16 protein-coding genes are annotated in these 16,902 nt (G+C 40.2%); 8 read left to right on the top strand and 8 right to left on the bottom strand.

Going from position 1 to position 16,902, the window contains the following annotated elements:
* Positions 1 to 56: 56 nt before the first annotated feature.
* Positions 57 to 1,004, bottom strand: a complete 948-nt coding sequence (locus tag ABXG83_RS09195; protein WP_353548559.1) for a UDP-3-O-(3-hydroxymyristoyl)glucosamine N-acyltransferase — start codon at positions 1,002 to 1,004, stop codon at positions 57 to 59.
* Between the two features lie 407 nt (positions 1,005 to 1,411).
* On the opposite strand from ABXG83_RS09195, the gene ABXG83_RS09190 reads away from it, so the two are divergent.
* From ABXG83_RS09190 to lysS, 3 genes are read left to right on the top strand one after another with little or no spacing between them, the layout of a single operon-like run.
* A complete protein-coding gene (locus tag ABXG83_RS09190; RefSeq protein ID WP_353548558.1) occupies positions 1,412 to 1,999 on the top strand; it encodes a pseudouridine synthase in 588 nt (195 codons plus the stop codon).
* Positions 1,992 to 2,480 (top strand): GNAT family N-acetyltransferase, encoded by a 489-nt coding sequence (locus ABXG83_RS09185; protein WP_353548557.1) that lies wholly within the window; start codon positions 1,992 to 1,994, stop codon positions 2,478 to 2,480. The genes ABXG83_RS09190 and ABXG83_RS09185 overlap by 8 nt, the downstream gene beginning before the upstream one ends.
* A gap of 60 nt (positions 2,481 to 2,540) precedes the next feature.
* On the top strand, positions 2,541 to 4,079 hold the full coding sequence (lysS, locus tag ABXG83_RS09180) for a lysine--tRNA ligase (protein ID WP_353548556.1): 1,539 nt from the start codon (positions 2,541 to 2,543) through the stop codon (positions 4,077 to 4,079).
* Here the strand turns inward: lysS and ABXG83_RS09175 are convergent.
* The 4 genes from ABXG83_RS09175 to ABXG83_RS09160 form a co-directional block, all read right to left on the bottom strand.
* Entirely contained in the window at positions 4,076 to 4,558 is a 483-nt protein-coding gene (locus ABXG83_RS09175) for a hypothetical protein (protein ID WP_353548555.1), read from the bottom strand. The two genes, lysS and ABXG83_RS09175, sit on opposite strands and share 4 nt — an antisense overlap.
* A gap of 69 nt (positions 4,559 to 4,627) precedes the next feature.
* Positions 4,628 to 5,446, bottom strand: a complete 819-nt coding sequence (locus tag ABXG83_RS09170; protein ID WP_353548554.1) for an NAD(P)-dependent oxidoreductase — start codon at positions 5,444 to 5,446, stop codon at positions 4,628 to 4,630.
* Between the two features lie 42 nt (positions 5,447 to 5,488).
* Positions 5,489 to 6,064 (bottom strand): guanylate kinase, encoded by a 576-nt coding sequence (gmk, locus tag ABXG83_RS09165; protein WP_353548553.1) that lies wholly within the window; start codon positions 6,062 to 6,064, stop codon positions 5,489 to 5,491.
* A 28-nt stretch (positions 6,065 to 6,092) separates the two neighbouring features.
* Positions 6,093 to 6,668 (bottom strand): nitroreductase, encoded by a 576-nt coding sequence (locus ABXG83_RS09160; RefSeq protein WP_353548552.1) that lies wholly within the window; start codon positions 6,666 to 6,668, stop codon positions 6,093 to 6,095.
* A gap of 62 nt (positions 6,669 to 6,730) precedes the next feature.
* Here ABXG83_RS09160 and ABXG83_RS09155 point away from each other — a divergent pair, with 62 nt between their 5' ends.
* Positions 6,731 to 10,204, top strand: coding sequence for a PAS domain S-box protein (locus tag ABXG83_RS09155; protein ID WP_353548551.1), 3,474 nt, complete (start codon positions 6,731 to 6,733; stop codon positions 10,202 to 10,204).
* A gap of 17 nt (positions 10,205 to 10,221) precedes the next feature.
* The gene (locus ABXG83_RS09150) at positions 10,222 to 10,659 is read left to right on the top strand and encodes a response regulator (protein WP_353548550.1); all 438 of its coding nucleotides are present in this window, start codon (positions 10,222 to 10,224) and stop codon (positions 10,657 to 10,659) included.
* 5 nt (positions 10,660 to 10,664) lie between these two features.
* Here the strand turns inward: ABXG83_RS09150 and murA are convergent, their stop codons facing one another.
* Both murA and ABXG83_RS09140 read right to left on the bottom strand, forming a co-directional pair.
* Entirely contained in the window at positions 10,665 to 11,972 is a 1,308-nt protein-coding gene (gene murA, locus ABXG83_RS09145) for a UDP-N-acetylglucosamine 1-carboxyvinyltransferase (protein ID WP_353548549.1), read from the bottom strand.
* Between the two features lie 123 nt (positions 11,973 to 12,095).
* Positions 12,096 to 12,845, bottom strand: coding sequence for a DUF4290 domain-containing protein (locus tag ABXG83_RS09140; protein ID WP_353548548.1), 750 nt, complete (start codon positions 12,843 to 12,845; stop codon positions 12,096 to 12,098).
* 121 nt (positions 12,846 to 12,966) lie between these two features.
* Here ABXG83_RS09140 and pheS point away from each other — a divergent pair, with 121 nt between their 5' ends.
* Together pheS and recO are read left to right on the top strand one after the other, a co-directional pair.
* A complete protein-coding gene (gene pheS / locus ABXG83_RS09135; RefSeq protein ID WP_353548547.1) occupies positions 12,967 to 13,998 on the top strand; it encodes a phenylalanine--tRNA ligase subunit alpha in 1,032 nt (343 codons plus the stop codon).
* Positions 13,999 to 14,104: 106 nt separating this feature from the next.
* The gene (gene recO, locus ABXG83_RS09130; protein WP_353548546.1) at positions 14,105 to 14,842 is read left to right on the top strand and encodes a DNA repair protein RecO; all 738 of its coding nucleotides are present in this window, start codon (positions 14,105 to 14,107) and stop codon (positions 14,840 to 14,842) included.
* Between the two features lie 5 nt (positions 14,843 to 14,847).
* Here recO and ABXG83_RS09125 read toward each other — a convergent pair whose 3' ends face one another.
* Positions 14,848 to 16,017, bottom strand: a complete 1,170-nt coding sequence (locus ABXG83_RS09125) for an amidohydrolase family protein (RefSeq protein ID WP_353548545.1) — start codon at positions 16,015 to 16,017, stop codon at positions 14,848 to 14,850.
* 109 nt (positions 16,018 to 16,126) lie between these two features.
* Between ABXG83_RS09125 and ABXG83_RS09120 the strand changes: the two genes are divergently transcribed.
* The gene (locus tag ABXG83_RS09120) at positions 16,127 to 16,834 is read left to right on the top strand and encodes a VIT family protein (RefSeq protein ID WP_353548544.1); all 708 of its coding nucleotides are present in this window, start codon (positions 16,127 to 16,129) and stop codon (positions 16,832 to 16,834) included.
* Positions 16,835 to 16,902: the final 68 nt, after the last annotated feature.

The raw sequence follows: 16,902 nt of genomic DNA, 5'->3' as shown, positions 1-16,902 counted from the left end.
ATTATCAATAGTTTAATCCATTATTGACAATTCACCATTCACCATTCACTACCAACCTACCCCTCCATCACTTTCTTCCACAATTCAGGAATTCGTTTGATCCAGACAAGTTCCCTTCTTTTGAGTGAAGCATCTTCCGCAGGGTATCCGAAATATGTTTTTCCGCCTTCCAGAGAAGAAGGAACACCGCTTTGAGCTAATACTACCGCATTGGCACCAATGGTCAATGTTTTACTTACGCCGACCTGTCCCCAAAGTGTTACACCATCTTCGATTATCGTACCCCCTGCAATACCAACCTGTGCGGCGAATAAGCAGTTCTTTCCTACAGTGGTATCATGACCGATATGTACCATGTTATCCATACAAGTTCCTCTGCCAATTCTTGTTTCTGCGGTAACACCTCTATCAATGGTACAACCGGCACCGATCTCTACATGATCTTCGATCACAACATTGCCACAGCTTTGCATTTTCTTATACCATACTTCACGATTTTTTTTCGTGTTATAATAAAATGCATCACTTCCAATAACTGTTCCGGCCTGAATCGTAACATGGTCTCCAATGATGGTATGATCCAATATGGTTACACCTGGATGAATGATACAATGCTTGCCGATCTGCACATGATTACCAATAAAACAATTGGGCATTACGACCGTTCCTTCACCAATCACAGCAGAATCACTGATCGCTTTTTGTGCAGGTACAAAGGGTCTGAAATGATTGACGATGGTTAGATATGCTTCGAAAGGTTCGGATGTTACAAGAATGGTTTTGCCTGAAGGAATATTCACTTCAGCAGTATTAATGATAATAAAATCAGCAGCGCTGCTTAAACATTTATCATAGTACTTGGGATGATCAACAAAAACAAGATCTCCTGTTTCTACTTTGTGAATTTCATTAATACCGGTGATCAATGCATCACTATTACCAATCAATTCGGCATTGATCAATGATGCGATCCAACCGGCAGAAACAGGTGCAGGAAACTTCATAACACGCTTTTTTGTTAAAATCAAAGGTAATAAGAGCCGGTCAGCCTTAGGTATTTTAGTTTTTTTTAAGGCGGAAAAACCAGGTTAAAAAGAGGCGTCCATTCTGTAATTATAGTCGATCGTTTTGTGATAACAGTAAAACACGATCTTCTGAAACCATTTATTCATCAATGTTTCAGCGGTTTTATTTTTTTATATCACTTTGTATTTCGTCTAAGATTCAGTGCGTATCAATGTCAAAAGCTGTTGAGGTATTCACAAGGGCATCTAAAATGTGAATAAAATTGTTTAAAAAATTTTTTGCTTTCGATGAAACTCTTTTTAATATTGTGTAGGGAAATTTATTTCCCAGTACTTACTAACCCATCCATATACAAAGTCTCGCTTCTGCGGGACTTTTGTTTTGTATGAATCACTACTACATCATCTACAAACCATATCTCGTACAATCGCAGTTTTCTCCGGTTGAAGGAAAGCGAACACTCGCTGATTTTTTTGATGTTCCAAAAGATGTTTATCCGGTAGGCAGACTTGATCACGATAGTGAAGGATTGTTGATCCTTACCAATGATAAGCAACTTAATCATCGATTATTGCATCCTTCTTTTCAACATGAAAGAGAATATTGGGTTCAAGTAGATGGTGCAATTACTACAACTGCTATTCAGGAATTACAAAGAGGCGTAAACATTTCTATTGACGGAAAGAAGCATCGTACGCTACCTTGTAGTGTTTCTGTTTTTTCTAATGAACCGCAAGTGCCGATTAGAAATCCCCCCATCCGATATCGAAAAGAAATTCCGGCACCATGGATCCGAATGGTTTTGAAAGAGGGAAAGAACAGACAGGTCAGAAGAATGACAGCCAGTGTCGGATTTCCGACCTTACGATTGATCCGCTACCGTATAGAAGATATTACCATTGATGGATTACAACCCGGTGATATAGTGGATCTTTCGCGCAAACAATTGTACCAACAACTTTTTCATGAATAACTACAAATTTTTATCCAACGAGGGATATACCATCAGTACCGAAAAGCATAGGTTGGACATCTTTTGTATTCATCAATTTTTATCAAAGTCTTCTTATTGGGCTAAAGACATACCGATTGAAGTACTCCAGCGTGCCATTGAACATTCTATCTGTTTTGGCTTATACCATCAGGATAAGCAAATAGGCTTTGCGAGAGTGGTTACCGACCAGGCAACATTTGCTTATCTGGCAGATGTATTTGTATTGGATGAATACAGAGGAAAGGGTTTATCAAAATACCTGATGGAGGAAATTCATCAATATCCGTTGTTACAGGGACTAAGACGCTGGATGTTAGTGACCAAAGATGCGCAGGGCTTATACCAGCAATTCGGGTGGGAGCTCATCCCGGAAACGGTCATAGGGAGGTTTATGCAGATACATCAGCCTGATATTTACCAAAGAGGGAAAGCTTCCGAACAAAACGGCAATAATCAGTAGCAGATTATCGATTCTTCCTCGCTAACCTTTAATTTTGCTGCTCTTCACAATTGAGTATTTATGAGTCAAGCACATTTGTCAGAGCAGGAACTGATTCGCCGTGAGAAACTGGCCAAATTACAAGAAGTGGGTATTGATCCATTTCCAGCTCCGTTATATCCCGTAAGTCATTATTCAACCGATATCAAAGAGAATTTCAGTGAAGAGCATAAAGACAACTTTGCGAATGTCTGTGTTGCCGGTAGAGTGATGAGCATCAATGATAAAGGCAAAGTATTTTTTATCAAGATTCAGGATAGTAAAGGAATTATTCAACTCTATGTAAAACGCGATGATATTTGTCCGGAAGAAGATAAATCCTTTTGGGATCATGTTGTCAAGCATGGACTGGATCTGGGAGATATCATTGGTGTAACCGGATTTGTTTTCATTACCAAAACGGGTGAAACCTCGATCCATGCACAGACCTTTACCTTACTGACAAAATCATTGAAGCCACTTCCGGTAGTTAAAAGAGATGAAGAAGGTAATGTCTTTGATGCTGTAACAGATCCTGAATTCCGCTATCGTCAGCGTTACGCAGACCTGATCATCAATCCGGATGTAAAAGAAACATTTGTAAAACGCACGAAACTGATCAATACCATCCGCGACTTTTTAAATGAGCAGGGTGCATTGGAAGTTGATACGCCTGTATTGCAAGCGATACCGGGTGGTGCAGCTGCAAGACCTTTTATCACACATCACAATGCATTGGATGTTCCTTTCTATTTAAGGATCGCCAATGAACTATACCTGAAAAGACTGATCGTTGGCGGTTTTGATTGGGTGTATGAGTTCAGCCGTAATTTCAGAAATGAAGGAATGGACAGAACACATAACCCGGAATTTACTGTGTTGGAATGGTATACGGCCTATAAGGATTACTTCTGGATGATGGAAACAACGGAGCAACTCTTTGAAAAAATCGCCATCGCTTTACATGGAACTACAGACGTGCCTTTGGGAGATAAGATCATTAGTTTCAAAGCACCCTTCAAGCGTATCAGTATTCATGATGCGATTCAAGAGAATACTGGAATAGATGTTAGTGGAATGGATGAAGCAGGTCTTAGAGAAGTATGTAAGCAACTCAAAATCGATGTTCCGGGAAATATTGGTAAGGGTAAACTGATCGATGAGATATTTGGCGCTACCAGTGAACATACTTTTATCCAACCAACATTTATCATCGACTATCCGGTTGAAATGAGTCCATTGACCAAGAAACATAGAAGTAAACCCGGACTCGTAGAAAGATTTGAATTGATGGTGAATGGAAAAGAAATCGCTAATGCCTATACAGAATTGAATGATCCGATTGACCAGCGCGAACGTTTTGAAGAACAATTGAAATTGATGGAGCGTGGAGATGATGAAGCAATGTTCATCGATCATGATTTTCTTCGTGCATTGGAATATGGGATGCCACCAACTTCAGGGATTGGTATTGGTATCGATCGTTTGTGTATGATGATGACCAATCAGCCTTCTATACAAGATGTGCTGTTATTCCCACAAATGAGACCTGAGCGTTTACAGGATACACAAGAAGGTTAGTATTTATAAATGGGAATTTGCTGTTTCAGCTCATTTGAAAAATTATTGGCAGTTCCTTCATTTCTGAATGATATCAACAAATTATTACGGACCCCATAAGTGGGTCCGTTTTTTTTCTGCAAATAAGTCGTTGTAAAAAAGAAGGTTTCCTTTTGTGACAACCGAACTTTAAGTGTAAAGGGATCAACAGCAACGGATTCTATACAGGAAGTATCGATCTCAGATAATCTAGCCCACATGGAGATAAACTCATTTACCTGTTGATTGCCGGGCTCAAAAATTTCTTTCCAAAACCAGATGTACCCGGATTTTTGCTCAATAGAATAATAAGTTTTAGTGGTAACGTCGTTGATTTCTACGGTGCTCACGAGTTTTCCCTTGATGGTATACCTAAAATTGCCACATCTCCCATTATATTGGGCTTGGGTATACAATGTCATTATCACCAACAGAGTGGTAAGCAGGGATATCGTTCGCATAAGGGGGTATGTAATGTTACCCCGTTTTACCCGTATTAGATAATGAACGACCTTAAAATCTGTTTAAACCTATACAAACAGGTCATTATAGAGTATTCCGCCCGGTACAACGGAGTACTTTTCGAGGTCTGTAATGCCTTCTCCGGCCAGAACCTGCTCATCGATAAAAGTATTACCGCTGCATTGATCTGCTGTTTTTTGTAGGATATAATAAACAGCATCAGCAATGATCTCAGGCGTGCGGCTCATTTTTGCCAAAGCCTCACCTCCCAACAGGTTGCGAACAGCTGCGGTATCGATCGTCGTTCTGGGCCAAAGTGCATTTGAGGCAATACCCATTCCTTTGAATTCGGCAGCCCATCCTAATGCCAGCATGCTCATATTATATTTTGTAAGTGTATAAGCAATATGTCCGCCCATCCATTTCGGATCCAGGCTAATCGGAGGAGATAAAGTAATGATATGTGGGTTTTTACCCTTCTTAAGCCATGGTAAGCAGTTTTTTACCACCAGAAAAGTACCTCTGACATTGATGCTATGCATCAGGTCGAAGCGTTTTGTATCGGTTTGTTCGGTGGGAGTTAGTTGTATAGCTGAAGCATTATTGATCACAACATCAATGCCTCCAAATTTTTCTACAGCTTTTTGAACGGCAGCTTGTATTTGGTCTTCATGCCGAATATCTACCTGAACAGCCAAAGCCCTACCACCGGCTTTTTCTATTTCTTCTGCAGCAGAAAAAATGGTACCGCCAAGTCTTGGATCTTCTTCCACACTTTTCGCAGCAACAACAATGTTGGCTTTTTCTTTGGCTAAACGAAGGGCAATGGCTTTCCCGATGCCTCTGCTGGCTCCGGTAATAAAAATGGTTCTGTTCTCAAATGACATGATCAATGGTGTTGCTGAACCTTAAATTTCAGGAAAACTGTCTTACCAACCTAAGAATTCTTTGATAAGATCTTCTGTCTGCGCACAGGCTTTATCTAACTGCTCGTTTACTACTATATGATGGAAATGATGATTGAAAGACAATTCATAGCTTGCCTTGTTCACGCGAGTTGCAATACTTTCCGGTGTTTCTGTTCCTCTACTTTCCAATCTTCTTTTTAGCTCTTCAACAGATGGAGGTTGAATAAATATTGATAAACACTTACCGGGAAACTCTCCTTGTACATGTATGGCGCCCTTTACATCAATATCCAAAACAGGAACGCGTCCATCATTCCAAATACGCTCTAATTCTTCTTTTAGGGTACCGTAATACTTTCCTTCATAGACCATTTCCCATTCAATGAATGCATGTTCATTGATCTTCGACTGAAATTCTTCAACTGACAGAAAATAATATTCTACGCCATGCTGCTCGCTGCCTCTAGGAGAACGGGTAGTAGCTGAAATGGAAAAACAAAGTCCGGGATATTTATTCAACAGATAATGCGTAATCGATGTTTTCCCGGATCCTGATGGAGCCGTAATAATAATGATCTTGCCTTTGTTTTCCTGCATGCGCAAAGAAACAGAATTTTAAGAAGGCTTAGTCTTTCCAGGTGATTTTTTCTGCCAGCGGAATATTTCTCTTAGCGACTGGTGAGGCATCATCTGTATAGCCGAGATACAGTAACCCCATCATCAGATCCTGTTCTTCCAGTCCGAGTAGTTGCTTCATGCTGTCGTGATATGTCATACCACCCGTACTCCAAAGCGCTGCGATACCTTGTTCCTGAGCACCCAACAAAATATGTTCAATAGCTGCTGCAGTAGCCGCAATTTCTTCGATCAGCGGAATTTTCTGCGTAGCCTGTCTTTTCATATATATTGCTATGATATGTGAAGCTTTTTCTCCATTCTGAATGATATTCTGGTACTTAGCATTGGTAAAACTTTCTTCTGCGGTGTGATTTTTGTACAAGGCTGCATGTTGTTGTGCAAATGTTTGTAATCCTTGTCCACTGAATACAATAAAACGCCAAGGTTCAGTTCTGCCGTGTGTAGGGGCCCAATCTGCTAATTCCAGTAAATATTGAATCAATGATCGATCGATCTTTTTTCCATTCATGGAAGAAGGTTTGATGCTTCTTCTTTCATGGATAATTTTTTTAAGTGTACTCATCTTACAAAATTAGCGGCGCAGAACTGAACAATTTCGTTGAATGACGAAAATGTTTTATATTGATGATCGTTTCTTTTAATCCGCAGGTTTCTTTTCAAATTTTCATAGTAACGATTGTAATGACGATAAAAGAATTTCAATCTGTTTTTGATAACCTGCCGGGGATGTACCTTCTATTACAACCCGATACGCCCAATTATACGATCTTATCAGCGAACAAATCTTATTTACAGTCAACCTTTACGCAAGAAGCGCATATTATCGGCAAACCGGTATTTGCCGTTTTTCCGGACACACCCGGCCTTGATACCAAAGCCAGCAAAGAATTACTACTGGATCTTTTTGCAGAAGTGATTCGTATCAAGCAAACAAATCGGGTAGAAGAGTTGCGTTATGATATCCCTTTAAATGATGGCACAGATAATTTTTTAGAAAGATATTGGCGAGTGATCAATACGCCGGTATTAAATGAAGAGGGAGATGTCATTCAAATCATCAATTCAGTAGAAGACATCACAGATCGTGTTTTTGCACAGAGAAGTATTCAGGAAAATCTGCAAAAAACCCAATCATTGATCACCAATCTGTTGACCAGTATTTCAGATGGTTTTGTAGCATTGGATGTCAACTGGAATTACACATATATCAATGAACGTGGTGCTGCATTGTTGAATGGACTTCGGCCTGAAGACCTGGTAGGCAAGCATATATGGACCTTGTTTCCTGACGGCGTGGGTCAGCCTTTTTATTGGAATTACCAGAAGGTGATGAAAGAAAGAGTACCCATCGTTATGCAGGAGCATTATGCACCCTGGAATCGATGGTTTGAAAATCGGATCTATCCATCACCAGATGGAGGCATCACTATTTTCTTTACAGACATTACCGATTCCAAAAAAGCACAAGAGCGGTATCGTCAGTTGTTTTATGACAATCCCATGCCTATGTGGATTTATGAGGAACATTCATTTAAGTTCCTTGAAGTGAATGATACGGCAGTTCGTCATTATGGTTATAGTAGAGAGGAGTTCCTGCATATGACCATCAGGGATATAAGACCTGTTGAAGATCTTGAAAAGTTGGATCGATCACCCAAAACTCGAAAGGGTGATATTTTAACACACAAAGGAATCTGGCGCCATTATAAAAAAGACAGAACCCTGATCGATGTAGAGATCACAGCACATCATATAGATTTCAATAACAAACCCTGTGTACTGGTATTGATCAATGATATCACTGAGCGATTGCAGAATGAAAGAGCACTTACCCAAGCTTTTAAAGAGGTATCAGATTACAAGTTTGCCTTGGATCAATCCAGTATCGTTGCTATCACAGATCAAAAAGGGATCATTCAGTTTGCAAATGATAATTTTTGTACCATATCCGGTTACTCCAGACAGGAACTGATCGGTCAAGACCATCGTCTGATCAACTCAGGGTATCATAGCAAAGAATTTTTAAGAGAGTTGTGGGTAACGATCGCTAATGGAAAGGTTTGGCGCGGAGAGTTAAGAAATAAAACCAAATCCGGCAATTATTATTGGGTTGATACTACCATTGTTCCTTTTTTAAATGAGCAGGGTAAGCCTTATCAGTACGTGGCTATTCGAACTGATATCACAAAAAAGAAAGAAGAGGAAGAGAGATTGAGACTCATGGATATGGTGATCACAAATACAAATGATGCCATACTTATCACCGAAGCTGAGCCCATTGAAGAGGAAGGACCAAGAATTTTATATGTAAACGCTGCGTTTACAAGAATGACCGGTTATACTGCCGAAGAAGTGATCGGGAAAACGCCCAGGATACTACAAGGCCCTGATACAGATAAAGGAGAATTGGCTCGTTTGAAACAAGCTTTGCAAAGATGGGAGCCATGTGATATAGAAGTGTTGAATTATAAAAAGAATGGAGAACCTTTTTGGAACAATTTTACTGTTGCGCCTGTAGCCAATGAATCGGGATGGTATACACATTGGGTAGCCATTGAAAGAGATGTGACAGAAAGGAAGAAGACAGAAGCCTTGATTCGTGATAGTGAACAAAAAAGAAGGCTGATCATGAATGCGGCGCTTGATGCGATCGTTTGTATCGATACTGAAGGAATGATCACTTTCTGGAATCCACAGGCAGAAGTTGTTTTTGGATGGAAAGAAGCAGAAGTCATAGGAAGAAGACTATCGTCTATCATTATTCCTGAGCCTTACCGACAAATGCATGACCATGGTATGGAGCAGTATAAGGTAACCGGCAAAGGACCTGCATTGAATGTTTTACTGGAGTTGAATGCGATCAACCGTGAGGGTAATATGTTCCCCATAGAACTTACCGTACTACCGATCAAGCAGGAAAGTGAGGAATTCTTTTGCGCATTTATCAGAGATATTTCTGAGCGAAAGAAATCAGAGACATTGATCAGAAGAACCAATGAGCGATATGAGCTGGTGGCTAAAGCTACCAGTGATGCAATATGGGATTGGGATCTGCGTACACATGCAGTGGTTCGTTCAGGTGATGGCTTACAAAAACTATTTGGATACAATACATTAGAAGCATCTCAGGATAATGAGTTCTGGCGCAAACATGTACATCCCGTCGACCTCGAGAGAGTGATTGAGAAGAGAAGAAGATTATTGGAAGAAACCAAGGATCAATTTTGGGAAGATGAATATCGCTTCGAAAGAAAAGATGGTTCTTATGCATTTGTATATGATCGAGGATATGTCATCAGAAATAAAGAAGGAGTAGCGGTTCGTATGATTGGTTCTACCCAGGATATTTCGGCATTAAAACAATCAGAACAACAATTACAGGAGTTGAATCAGGTATTGGAAAAACGCGCTGCAGAACTAATGACCTCGAACAAAGAGCTGGAAAGATTTGCATATGTGGCTTCACATGATCTTCAGGAGCCTTTGAGAATGGTAAGTAGCTTTTTGCAGTTGTTGGACAGACAGTATGGAGCGAATTTGGATGAAAGGGCCAGAGAGTACGTCAATTTTGCCGTGGGTGGTGCAGAAAGAATGAAACGACTGATACTGGATCTGCTTTCTTATTCCAGGGTAGGCACTGTAAATGAACCTTTTCAGCCAATTGATATGAACAATTTGGTGAAGAGCGTGATACAAATATTTGAATCCAGATTTGAAAAAGAACAAATAACTTTAAGGGTAGATACATTACCTGTTATTCTTGGAAATACATCACAATTACAACAATTGATGCAAAACCTGATAGGGAATGCATTAAAATACAAAAGCGACAAACCCCCGGTCGTTGAAATCGGATGTATTGAAGAAGCGAATCGTTTTGTGTTCTTTGTGAAAGACAATGGGATCGGGATCAATTCTAAATATTTTGAAAAGATCTTCGTTGTATTCCAAAGATTACATCCGATTGATAATTACTCTGGTACAGGAATTGGGTTGGCTATCTGTAAAAAGATCGTAGAAAGGCATCACGGAGAAATATGGGTGACTTCTGAAGAAGCGAAAGGAAGTACTTTTTATTTCAGTCTGCCTAAACCATAGACCCCTAAAATTATTTTATGTCAGCATTTCAAGATCTGGAAATTCTACTCGTTGAAGACAACGAGGGAGATATCCGACTCACAATAGAAGCTTTTAAAGAAGCCAAGATCCGAAATCATATTCGTGTAGTAAGAGATGGCGAAGAAGCGATGTCCTACTTAAAAAAACAAGGTGCATTTGTGGATGTACAAACACCGGATATTATTTTACTCGATATCAATCTTCCTAAAGTAGATGGCAAAGAAGTATTGCACATGATGAAAACAGATCCTTTGCTTAAGAGCATACCGGTGATCATGTTAACGACCTCTTCTGCAGAAACAGATGTACAGGAGTCTTATGCAAATCATGCAAACAGTTATGTCATAAAACCTGTAGACCTGAATAAATTCATGGAAGTGATACGCAGTATTGAAGAATATTGGATATCTATCGTAAAACTGCCTTCGCGATAAATATTTTAAGGTACTCTTTTGATATCAGCACCAATACTTCTCAATCTCTCATCAATTTTCTGATAGCCTCTGTCGATCTGTTCAATATTTTGAATCGTACTCTTCCCTTCAGCACTCAATGCAGCGATCAGCAATGCCTGTCCGGCACGGATGTCGGGACTACTCATCGTAATACCTCTCAAATTATTCTTTCTTCCCAATCCGATCACCGTTGCACGATGCGGGTCACAAAGAATGATCTGTGCTCCCATATCAATGAGTTTATCTACAAAGAATAATCTGCTTTCAAACATTTTTTGATGAACGAGTACGCTACCTCTTGCTTGTGTAGCTACTACCAATACAATGCTTAATAGATCCGGTGTGAAACCCGGCCATGGATGATCTGAAACAGTAAGGATGCCACCATCAAGATAAGTTTGTATTTCGTAAACATCTTGTTGTGGTACATGAATATCATCTCCCTGAATATCTAATGCGATACCAAGTTGTCTGAATTTCTCAGGAATGATACCCAGGTGATTCACACCCGCATTTTTGATGGTAAGTTCACTTTGTGTCATCGCTGCCAGTCCAATAAAACTTCCGATCTCGATCATATCCGGCAACATTCGGTGAGAAGTGCCATTCAGTTTACTCACTCCTTCAATGATCAATAAATTACTGCCAATACCGCTGATCTTTGCACCCATGTGATTGAGCATAGCACAAAGCTGTTGCAGGTATGGCTCACAAGCGGCATTATAAATTTGCGTAGTTCCTTCTGCTAATACTGCTGCCATTACGATATTGGCTGTTCCGGTTACAGAAGGTTCATCCAGTAACATGTACGTGCCTTTCAATGAAGGTGAAGTCAGTTTGAAACAACTATTGTCTTCATCAAACTCAAACTTGGCACCTAGTTTTTCAAAGCCAATAATATGGGTATCCAATCTTCTTCTGCCGATCTTATCACCACCTGGTTTTGGGATGTATGCTTTTTTAAAGCGGGCCAACATAGGTCCGGCCAACATCACACTACCTCTTAATCTTCCTCCTTTTTTTCTGAAATCTTCGGAAGACAAATAATCAATATTGATATCATCGGCGCGAAAACTATAGGTATCATCGTTGACGCGATGGGTTTTAACGCCCATATCTGTAAGTAATTCTATCAACAGATTCACATCAAGGATATCAGGAATATTGGAGATGATCATTTCTCCATCCGTTAATAAAACGGCAGAGAGGATCTGTAATGCTTCATTTTTAGCGCCTTGAGGAATGATCTCCCCTTTCAATCTGTTACCACCGCGTACTTCGAAGGAACTCATAAGAATAGTTTGATTGCTTATTGATACGAATGTAATAAAACGAAGTGGTGATTTTTTTTATTGTCTGCATACAGTACATAAAAAAAGTCCACCGAAGTGGACTTTCTAAACAAAGTATATGGATCAATATCTTTTCTTGAATTGACCACCGCCACCATTACGGTTGTTATTGTTTCTTCCGCCGCCACCATTGTTGCGGTTGTTATTGTTTCTTCCGCCACCGCCATTATTGCGTCCACCACCGCCACCATTATTACGGTTGCGTCCACCAAAGTTTTGTTGCCAGCGACCACCACGTCCACCGCTACCATACTCATCGCGCTCAAAATTCTGATTGCGATGTTTGATGTATGGGGTATTGCTGAACTCAAGTTCACCGCCTGTGATACTGTTGAGCTCACTGCGGATCGCATCATCATGCACCAACTCCTTATGCCAGTTACTATACGCAAGTTTCATATAGTAAGCAATCGCATGCGCAAAACCGGCTTTCTTCTCCGGATCTTCCTCTTTTAATGCCTTATCAATCACAACTTCAAGGTTTTTACCCAAGTGCGCATACTTAGGATGACGCTTAGGGTAAGGAAGTGGATCGGGTTTTAACTTGTACGTTTCTTTAGTAGGTATCGGATATGGACTATCTACATCCAATTTAAAATCACTGATAAAAAACAGGTGATCCCATAATTTATGTCTGAAATCTTCTACATTCTTTAAATGTGGATTCAAAAAACCCATCAATTCAATCACAGCCTGTGTCTGTTGCTGTCTTTTTTCACGGTCTTCAATGGTCAGTAAATAGTCCACCATTTTGTGTACATGACGACCATATTCACGCATTCCCAGATAACTTCTCGAAGTATTATATTCCATGTAACGATAATAAGTAAGACAACAAATGTAAGTAATTAGGGCTTTTCAGGAGGTATTTTAACGTTATGACCGCTAACAAATCATTTTTTTGTCACTCCTCTCCGCTATTTATCTTCGCAATATGGAACAGATCGTGCAAAAGATTGAGCAGTATAAGCTGGAAATGCAGGCTTTCGAAGCTACCACCCCCGATCAGGTAGAAGCCTTTCGTATCAAATACCTGGGTACCAAGGGATTGGTAAAGACCGTTATGGGTGAGATGAAAAATGTGCCCGTAGACCAGAAAAAAGCATTCGGACAAATCCTCAATGAGTTCAAAGAGTTTGCAGAAGCCAGATATGCTTCTTTAAAAGACCAGACAGGAGATCAGTCTGCAGGTGGAGATCTGCAAAGAGATATTAGCTTACCGGGTGAAATTTTCTCAGTAGGTACAAGACATCCGCTGAATATTGTACGCAATCAGATCGTATCCATTTTTGGTCGATTGGGTTTTGCAGTGGCTGAGGGTCCGGAGATTGAAGACGACTGGCATAATTTCGGAGCGATGAATCTTCCGGAAGATCATCCTGCTCGCGATATGCAGGATACTTTTTATATCAGTCAAAACCCGGATTGGTTATTGCGTACACATACCAGCAGTGTTCAGGCCCGTGTAATGGAAACACAAAAGCCACCAATTCGAGTGATTTGTCCCGGTCGTGTATATAGAAATGAAACCATCAGTGCCAGAGCACACTGCTTCTTCCATCAGGTAGAAGGTTTGTATATCGATGAAAACGTAAGCTTCGCCGATCTGAAACAAACACTGTATTTCTTTGTACAAGAATTATTCGGTCAACATGTGAAAGTGCGTTTCCGTCCTAGTTATTTTCCTTTCACAGAACCTAGTGCTGAAATGGATATCAGTTGTCAGATTTGTGGTGGTGATGGTTGTAACATTTGTAAACACACCGGTTGGGTAGAGATATTGGGTAGTGGTATGGTACATCCGAAAGTGTTGGAGAACTTTGGTATTGATTCCAATAAATACACAGGTTTTGCATTTGGTATGGGTATCGAAAGAATCACCCAGCTAAAATATCAGGTAAACGATCTACGCCTTTACTCACAGAATGATGTGCGGTTTTTGAAACAGTTTACGGGAGCGATTTAAAGTTGGTCCATGGTACATGGTCCATGGAATGGTAACTATATCCATTTTAAAATCAAAATACTATTGACCATGGTCTAGGGACTATTGACTATGGTCTAAACGCATCATGGTTCACTCCACAAAAGGCATTGTACTAAGAACAGTTAAGTATGGCGATACGAGTGTCATCACAACCGTGTATACGGAGTTGTTCGGCATACAAAGCTATTTGGTGAAAGGAGTTCGACAGTCGACCAAAACGTCTGCAGGTAAAGCAGGATACTTTCAACCTTCAGCTTTGTTGGATATGGAAGTATATCATAATGAGCTCAAACAATTACAATTCGTTAAAGAGTATCGATGGAGTTATTTGTATGATCATGTTCTGTCAGATGTGGTCAAACATGCTGTTTCAATGTATATGATTGAAATGGTGCAACACAGTCTGAAACAACCGGAAGCCAACCCTGAATTATTTTATCTTATTGAAGACAGCCTGAAACAACTGGATAAAGGCAATGAAACCTTAACAGCGAATCTGCCTCTTTATTTTGTGCTACACCTTGCATCGGAACTGGGTTTTCGTCCGCAAGGGAGATACAGTAAGGATACCCCGGTATTGGATCTGCAAGAAGGTGTCTTTACAAACACGATACCTCCGCATCCCTACTTTCTTGATGAACAAATGGCTGAATTAACATCACAACTCATCGATCTTTCTTTTTACAATGAACTGGAACATCTAAAATTGAATCGTTCAACCAGAAGAACTTTATTGGAGTCTTATCAAAATTATATGGCATTGCATATTGCTGATTTTGGGGAGCTGAGAACACTTGCGATTCTTCAGGAAATATTGAGTTAGTGATCTTACAATATTCGTTGCACAAAAGCATCGGGTCCGATCTTATCAGTGATATGCTGCAGTAGCAATACACCCGGCTTTTTTCCTTTCTCAAAACTGCCCAATTGTTTTTCCATTCCTAGAGCGATAGCTCCATTGTAGGTAGCGGCTTGTAATAAAAGAGAAGTAGTTAATTGCGGAAAATGATTGTGTAATGTTTTTAATTCCTCCAATACACTCAATTGATGATTGCTGGCGAGGCTATCTGTTCCGATAACCAAGGAAACATCATTCTTGACCAATAAATCAATAGGTGGCAATGTTTGCTCAATGTATTTATTAGCGTTGGGGCATAAACAAAAAGAAACGGATGTTGGTGAAGATCGAATGAGATCGATATCTGATTGCTCAGTAAAACTATTATGTACTAATAATACATGCTTGGCTGCTTCAAGATAATGAAACACAGAAGGCAAGCTATTCTTTCCTGTAGCAACGAATGAAGGATTATCAATTTGCATTTGTCGATACAATCTTTGAAAATCACCCTCACCTGATATGAACAACTCATTTTCAGCCGTTGATTCCTGATTATGTATCGTGATGATCTGATCGGTAAAATATGGTTGCATTTCCTGCCATAAAGCATCGGAAACAGAATACGGAGCATGTGGAGAAATGCTGGTATGCTTAGGAAACAATTGATCAAATGCTTTAAAATAACCCAACGATTTTTCCATTCTGATTTGAGCAATGGAAGGGTTCCATCCACTGATCTCGATAAAATGATGGTAATCTAGTCGTTGAAGTTTTTTTTGCGGGATCGTGAGTGTATTGTTGCAAATATCTCCCACCGCTACGATTCCGGCTTGTAACATCTCATCTTCAGCCTTACTGATCGCAGCCAAAATTTCTTCATCCGGAAAATGTCTTTGTTGCACAACCTGCAAAATAAAATCTACCAGACCTGTTCTTTCCGGAATACATCCTTTCAAATGACTCAATTCCAGATGACAGTGTGCATTGATGAAACCCGGACAAAGAGTGCCCTCTAATACTTGTACATCTTCGCCTGCATCTTCTTTTCCAACAATGCTTTCGATATTACCCAGATCATCAGTGATGAGTACGGCATTTGTGTCCAGCATTTGTTCGCCGGTAAAAACCTGGGTTGCATTGAATTTCTGATAAGCCATTGATGTCGGCGAAGTTATTACATAAGTAAGTTGTTCTATTCAAGCAAGACTCACTTTCTGTCGTAATAGTTTAGTAACTTGAAAGTGAATCTATATAAAACCGGATCTTATGTCAGCACATATGCATGATTATCTCGCACCTCATTATATCAATAGAAGTAATTGGCTACGAGCGGCCGTATTGGGAGCCAATGATGGAATATTATCTACAGCCAGTATTGCGATAGGTGTGGCGTCAGCCAGTATCACAAGAGATCCGATTGTATTAGCAACGGTTGCCGGACTGGTAGCCGGTGCTTTGTCGATGGCAGCAGGAGAATATGTTTCTGTGAGTTCGCAGACAGATGTAGAGAAAGCAGATATAGAACGTGAAAAGCAAGAACTGGAAGAAATGCCTGAATTAGAGTTGCAAAGACTGGCGGAGATTTATGAGCATCGTGGATTAAAAAAAGAAACAGCGATGTTGGTAGCAAAAGAATTGACCGAGCATGATGCACTAGGTGCACATTTAAGAGATGAGTTGGGTTTGAATGAGATCAGTCAGGCCAATCCCATTCAGGCTGCACTAGCATCAGGCGCGGCTTTTACAGCAGGGGGGGTACTTCCCTTATTGGCCACTTTGTTTTTACCACTAGAATCACTGCGTTATACATTGTACGGGTCTGCCATTCTTTTTCTCATTATCTTGGGTGCATTGGCAGCAAAAACAGGTGGTTCCGGTGTGCTCAAGGCAATAGTACGAGTGACTTTTTGGGGAACCATCGCGATGGGCTTGTCTGCATTCGTAGGTTATTTGTTCGGAGTAAATGTAGCCTGATACGAACAAACGATCGTAAGATCATAGCTCGCTGATGATGCATAACTCCATGTGCGATAAGCTTTATG

Origin of the sequence: Sediminibacterium sp. KACHI17, assembly GCF_040362915.1 — a bacterium.
Lineage (GTDB): Bacteria > Bacteroidota > Bacteroidia > Chitinophagales > Chitinophagaceae > Sediminibacterium.
The sequence above is the reverse complement of the archived record's forward strand: the minus strand, read 5'-3'. Positions and strand labels throughout refer to the sequence as shown.

What these genes read in the sequence shown, in the direction of transcription:
- ABXG83_RS09195 (WP_353548559.1), bottom strand. Translation starts at nt 1,004, where the DNA reads ATGAAGTTTCCTGCACCTGTTTCTGCCGGTTGGATCGCATCATTGATC.
- ABXG83_RS09190 (WP_353548558.1), top strand. Translation starts at nt 1,412, where the DNA reads ATGAATCACTACTACATCATCTACAAACCATATCTCGTACAATCGCAG.
- ABXG83_RS09185 (WP_353548557.1), top strand. Translation starts at nt 1,992, where the DNA reads ATGAATAACTACAAATTTTTATCCAACGAGGGATATACCATCAGTACC.
- lysS (WP_353548556.1), top strand. Translation starts at nt 2,541, where the DNA reads ATGAGTCAAGCACATTTGTCAGAGCAGGAACTGATTCGCCGTGAGAAA.
- ABXG83_RS09175 (WP_353548555.1), bottom strand. Translation starts at nt 4,558, where the DNA reads ATGCGAACGATATCCCTGCTTACCACTCTGTTGGTGATAATGACATTG.
- ABXG83_RS09170 (WP_353548554.1), bottom strand. Translation starts at nt 5,446, where the DNA reads ATGTCATTTGAGAACAGAACCATTTTTATTACCGGAGCCAGCAGAGGC.
- gmk (WP_353548553.1), bottom strand. Translation starts at nt 6,064, where the DNA reads ATGCAGGAAAACAAAGGCAAGATCATTATTATTACGGCTCCATCAGGA.
- ABXG83_RS09160 (WP_353548552.1), bottom strand. Translation starts at nt 6,668, where the DNA reads ATGAGTACACTTAAAAAAATTATCCATGAAAGAAGAAGCATCAAACCT.
- ABXG83_RS09155 (WP_353548551.1), top strand. Translation starts at nt 6,731, where the DNA reads ATGATCGTTTCTTTTAATCCGCAGGTTTCTTTTCAAATTTTCATAGTA.
- ABXG83_RS09150 (WP_353548550.1), top strand. Translation starts at nt 10,222, where the DNA reads ATGTCAGCATTTCAAGATCTGGAAATTCTACTCGTTGAAGACAACGAG.
- murA (WP_353548549.1), bottom strand. Translation starts at nt 11,972, where the DNA reads ATGAGTTCCTTCGAAGTACGCGGTGGTAACAGATTGAAAGGGGAGATC.
- ABXG83_RS09140 (WP_353548548.1), bottom strand. Translation starts at nt 12,845, where the DNA reads ATGGAATATAATACTTCGAGAAGTTATCTGGGAATGCGTGAATATGGT.
- pheS (WP_353548547.1), top strand. Translation starts at nt 12,967, where the DNA reads ATGGAACAGATCGTGCAAAAGATTGAGCAGTATAAGCTGGAAATGCAG.
- recO (WP_353548546.1), top strand. Translation starts at nt 14,105, where the DNA reads ATGGTTCACTCCACAAAAGGCATTGTACTAAGAACAGTTAAGTATGGC.
- ABXG83_RS09125 (WP_353548545.1), bottom strand. Translation starts at nt 16,017, where the DNA reads ATGGCTTATCAGAAATTCAATGCAACCCAGGTTTTTACCGGCGAACAA.
- ABXG83_RS09120 (WP_353548544.1), top strand. Translation starts at nt 16,127, where the DNA reads ATGTCAGCACATATGCATGATTATCTCGCACCTCATTATATCAATAGA.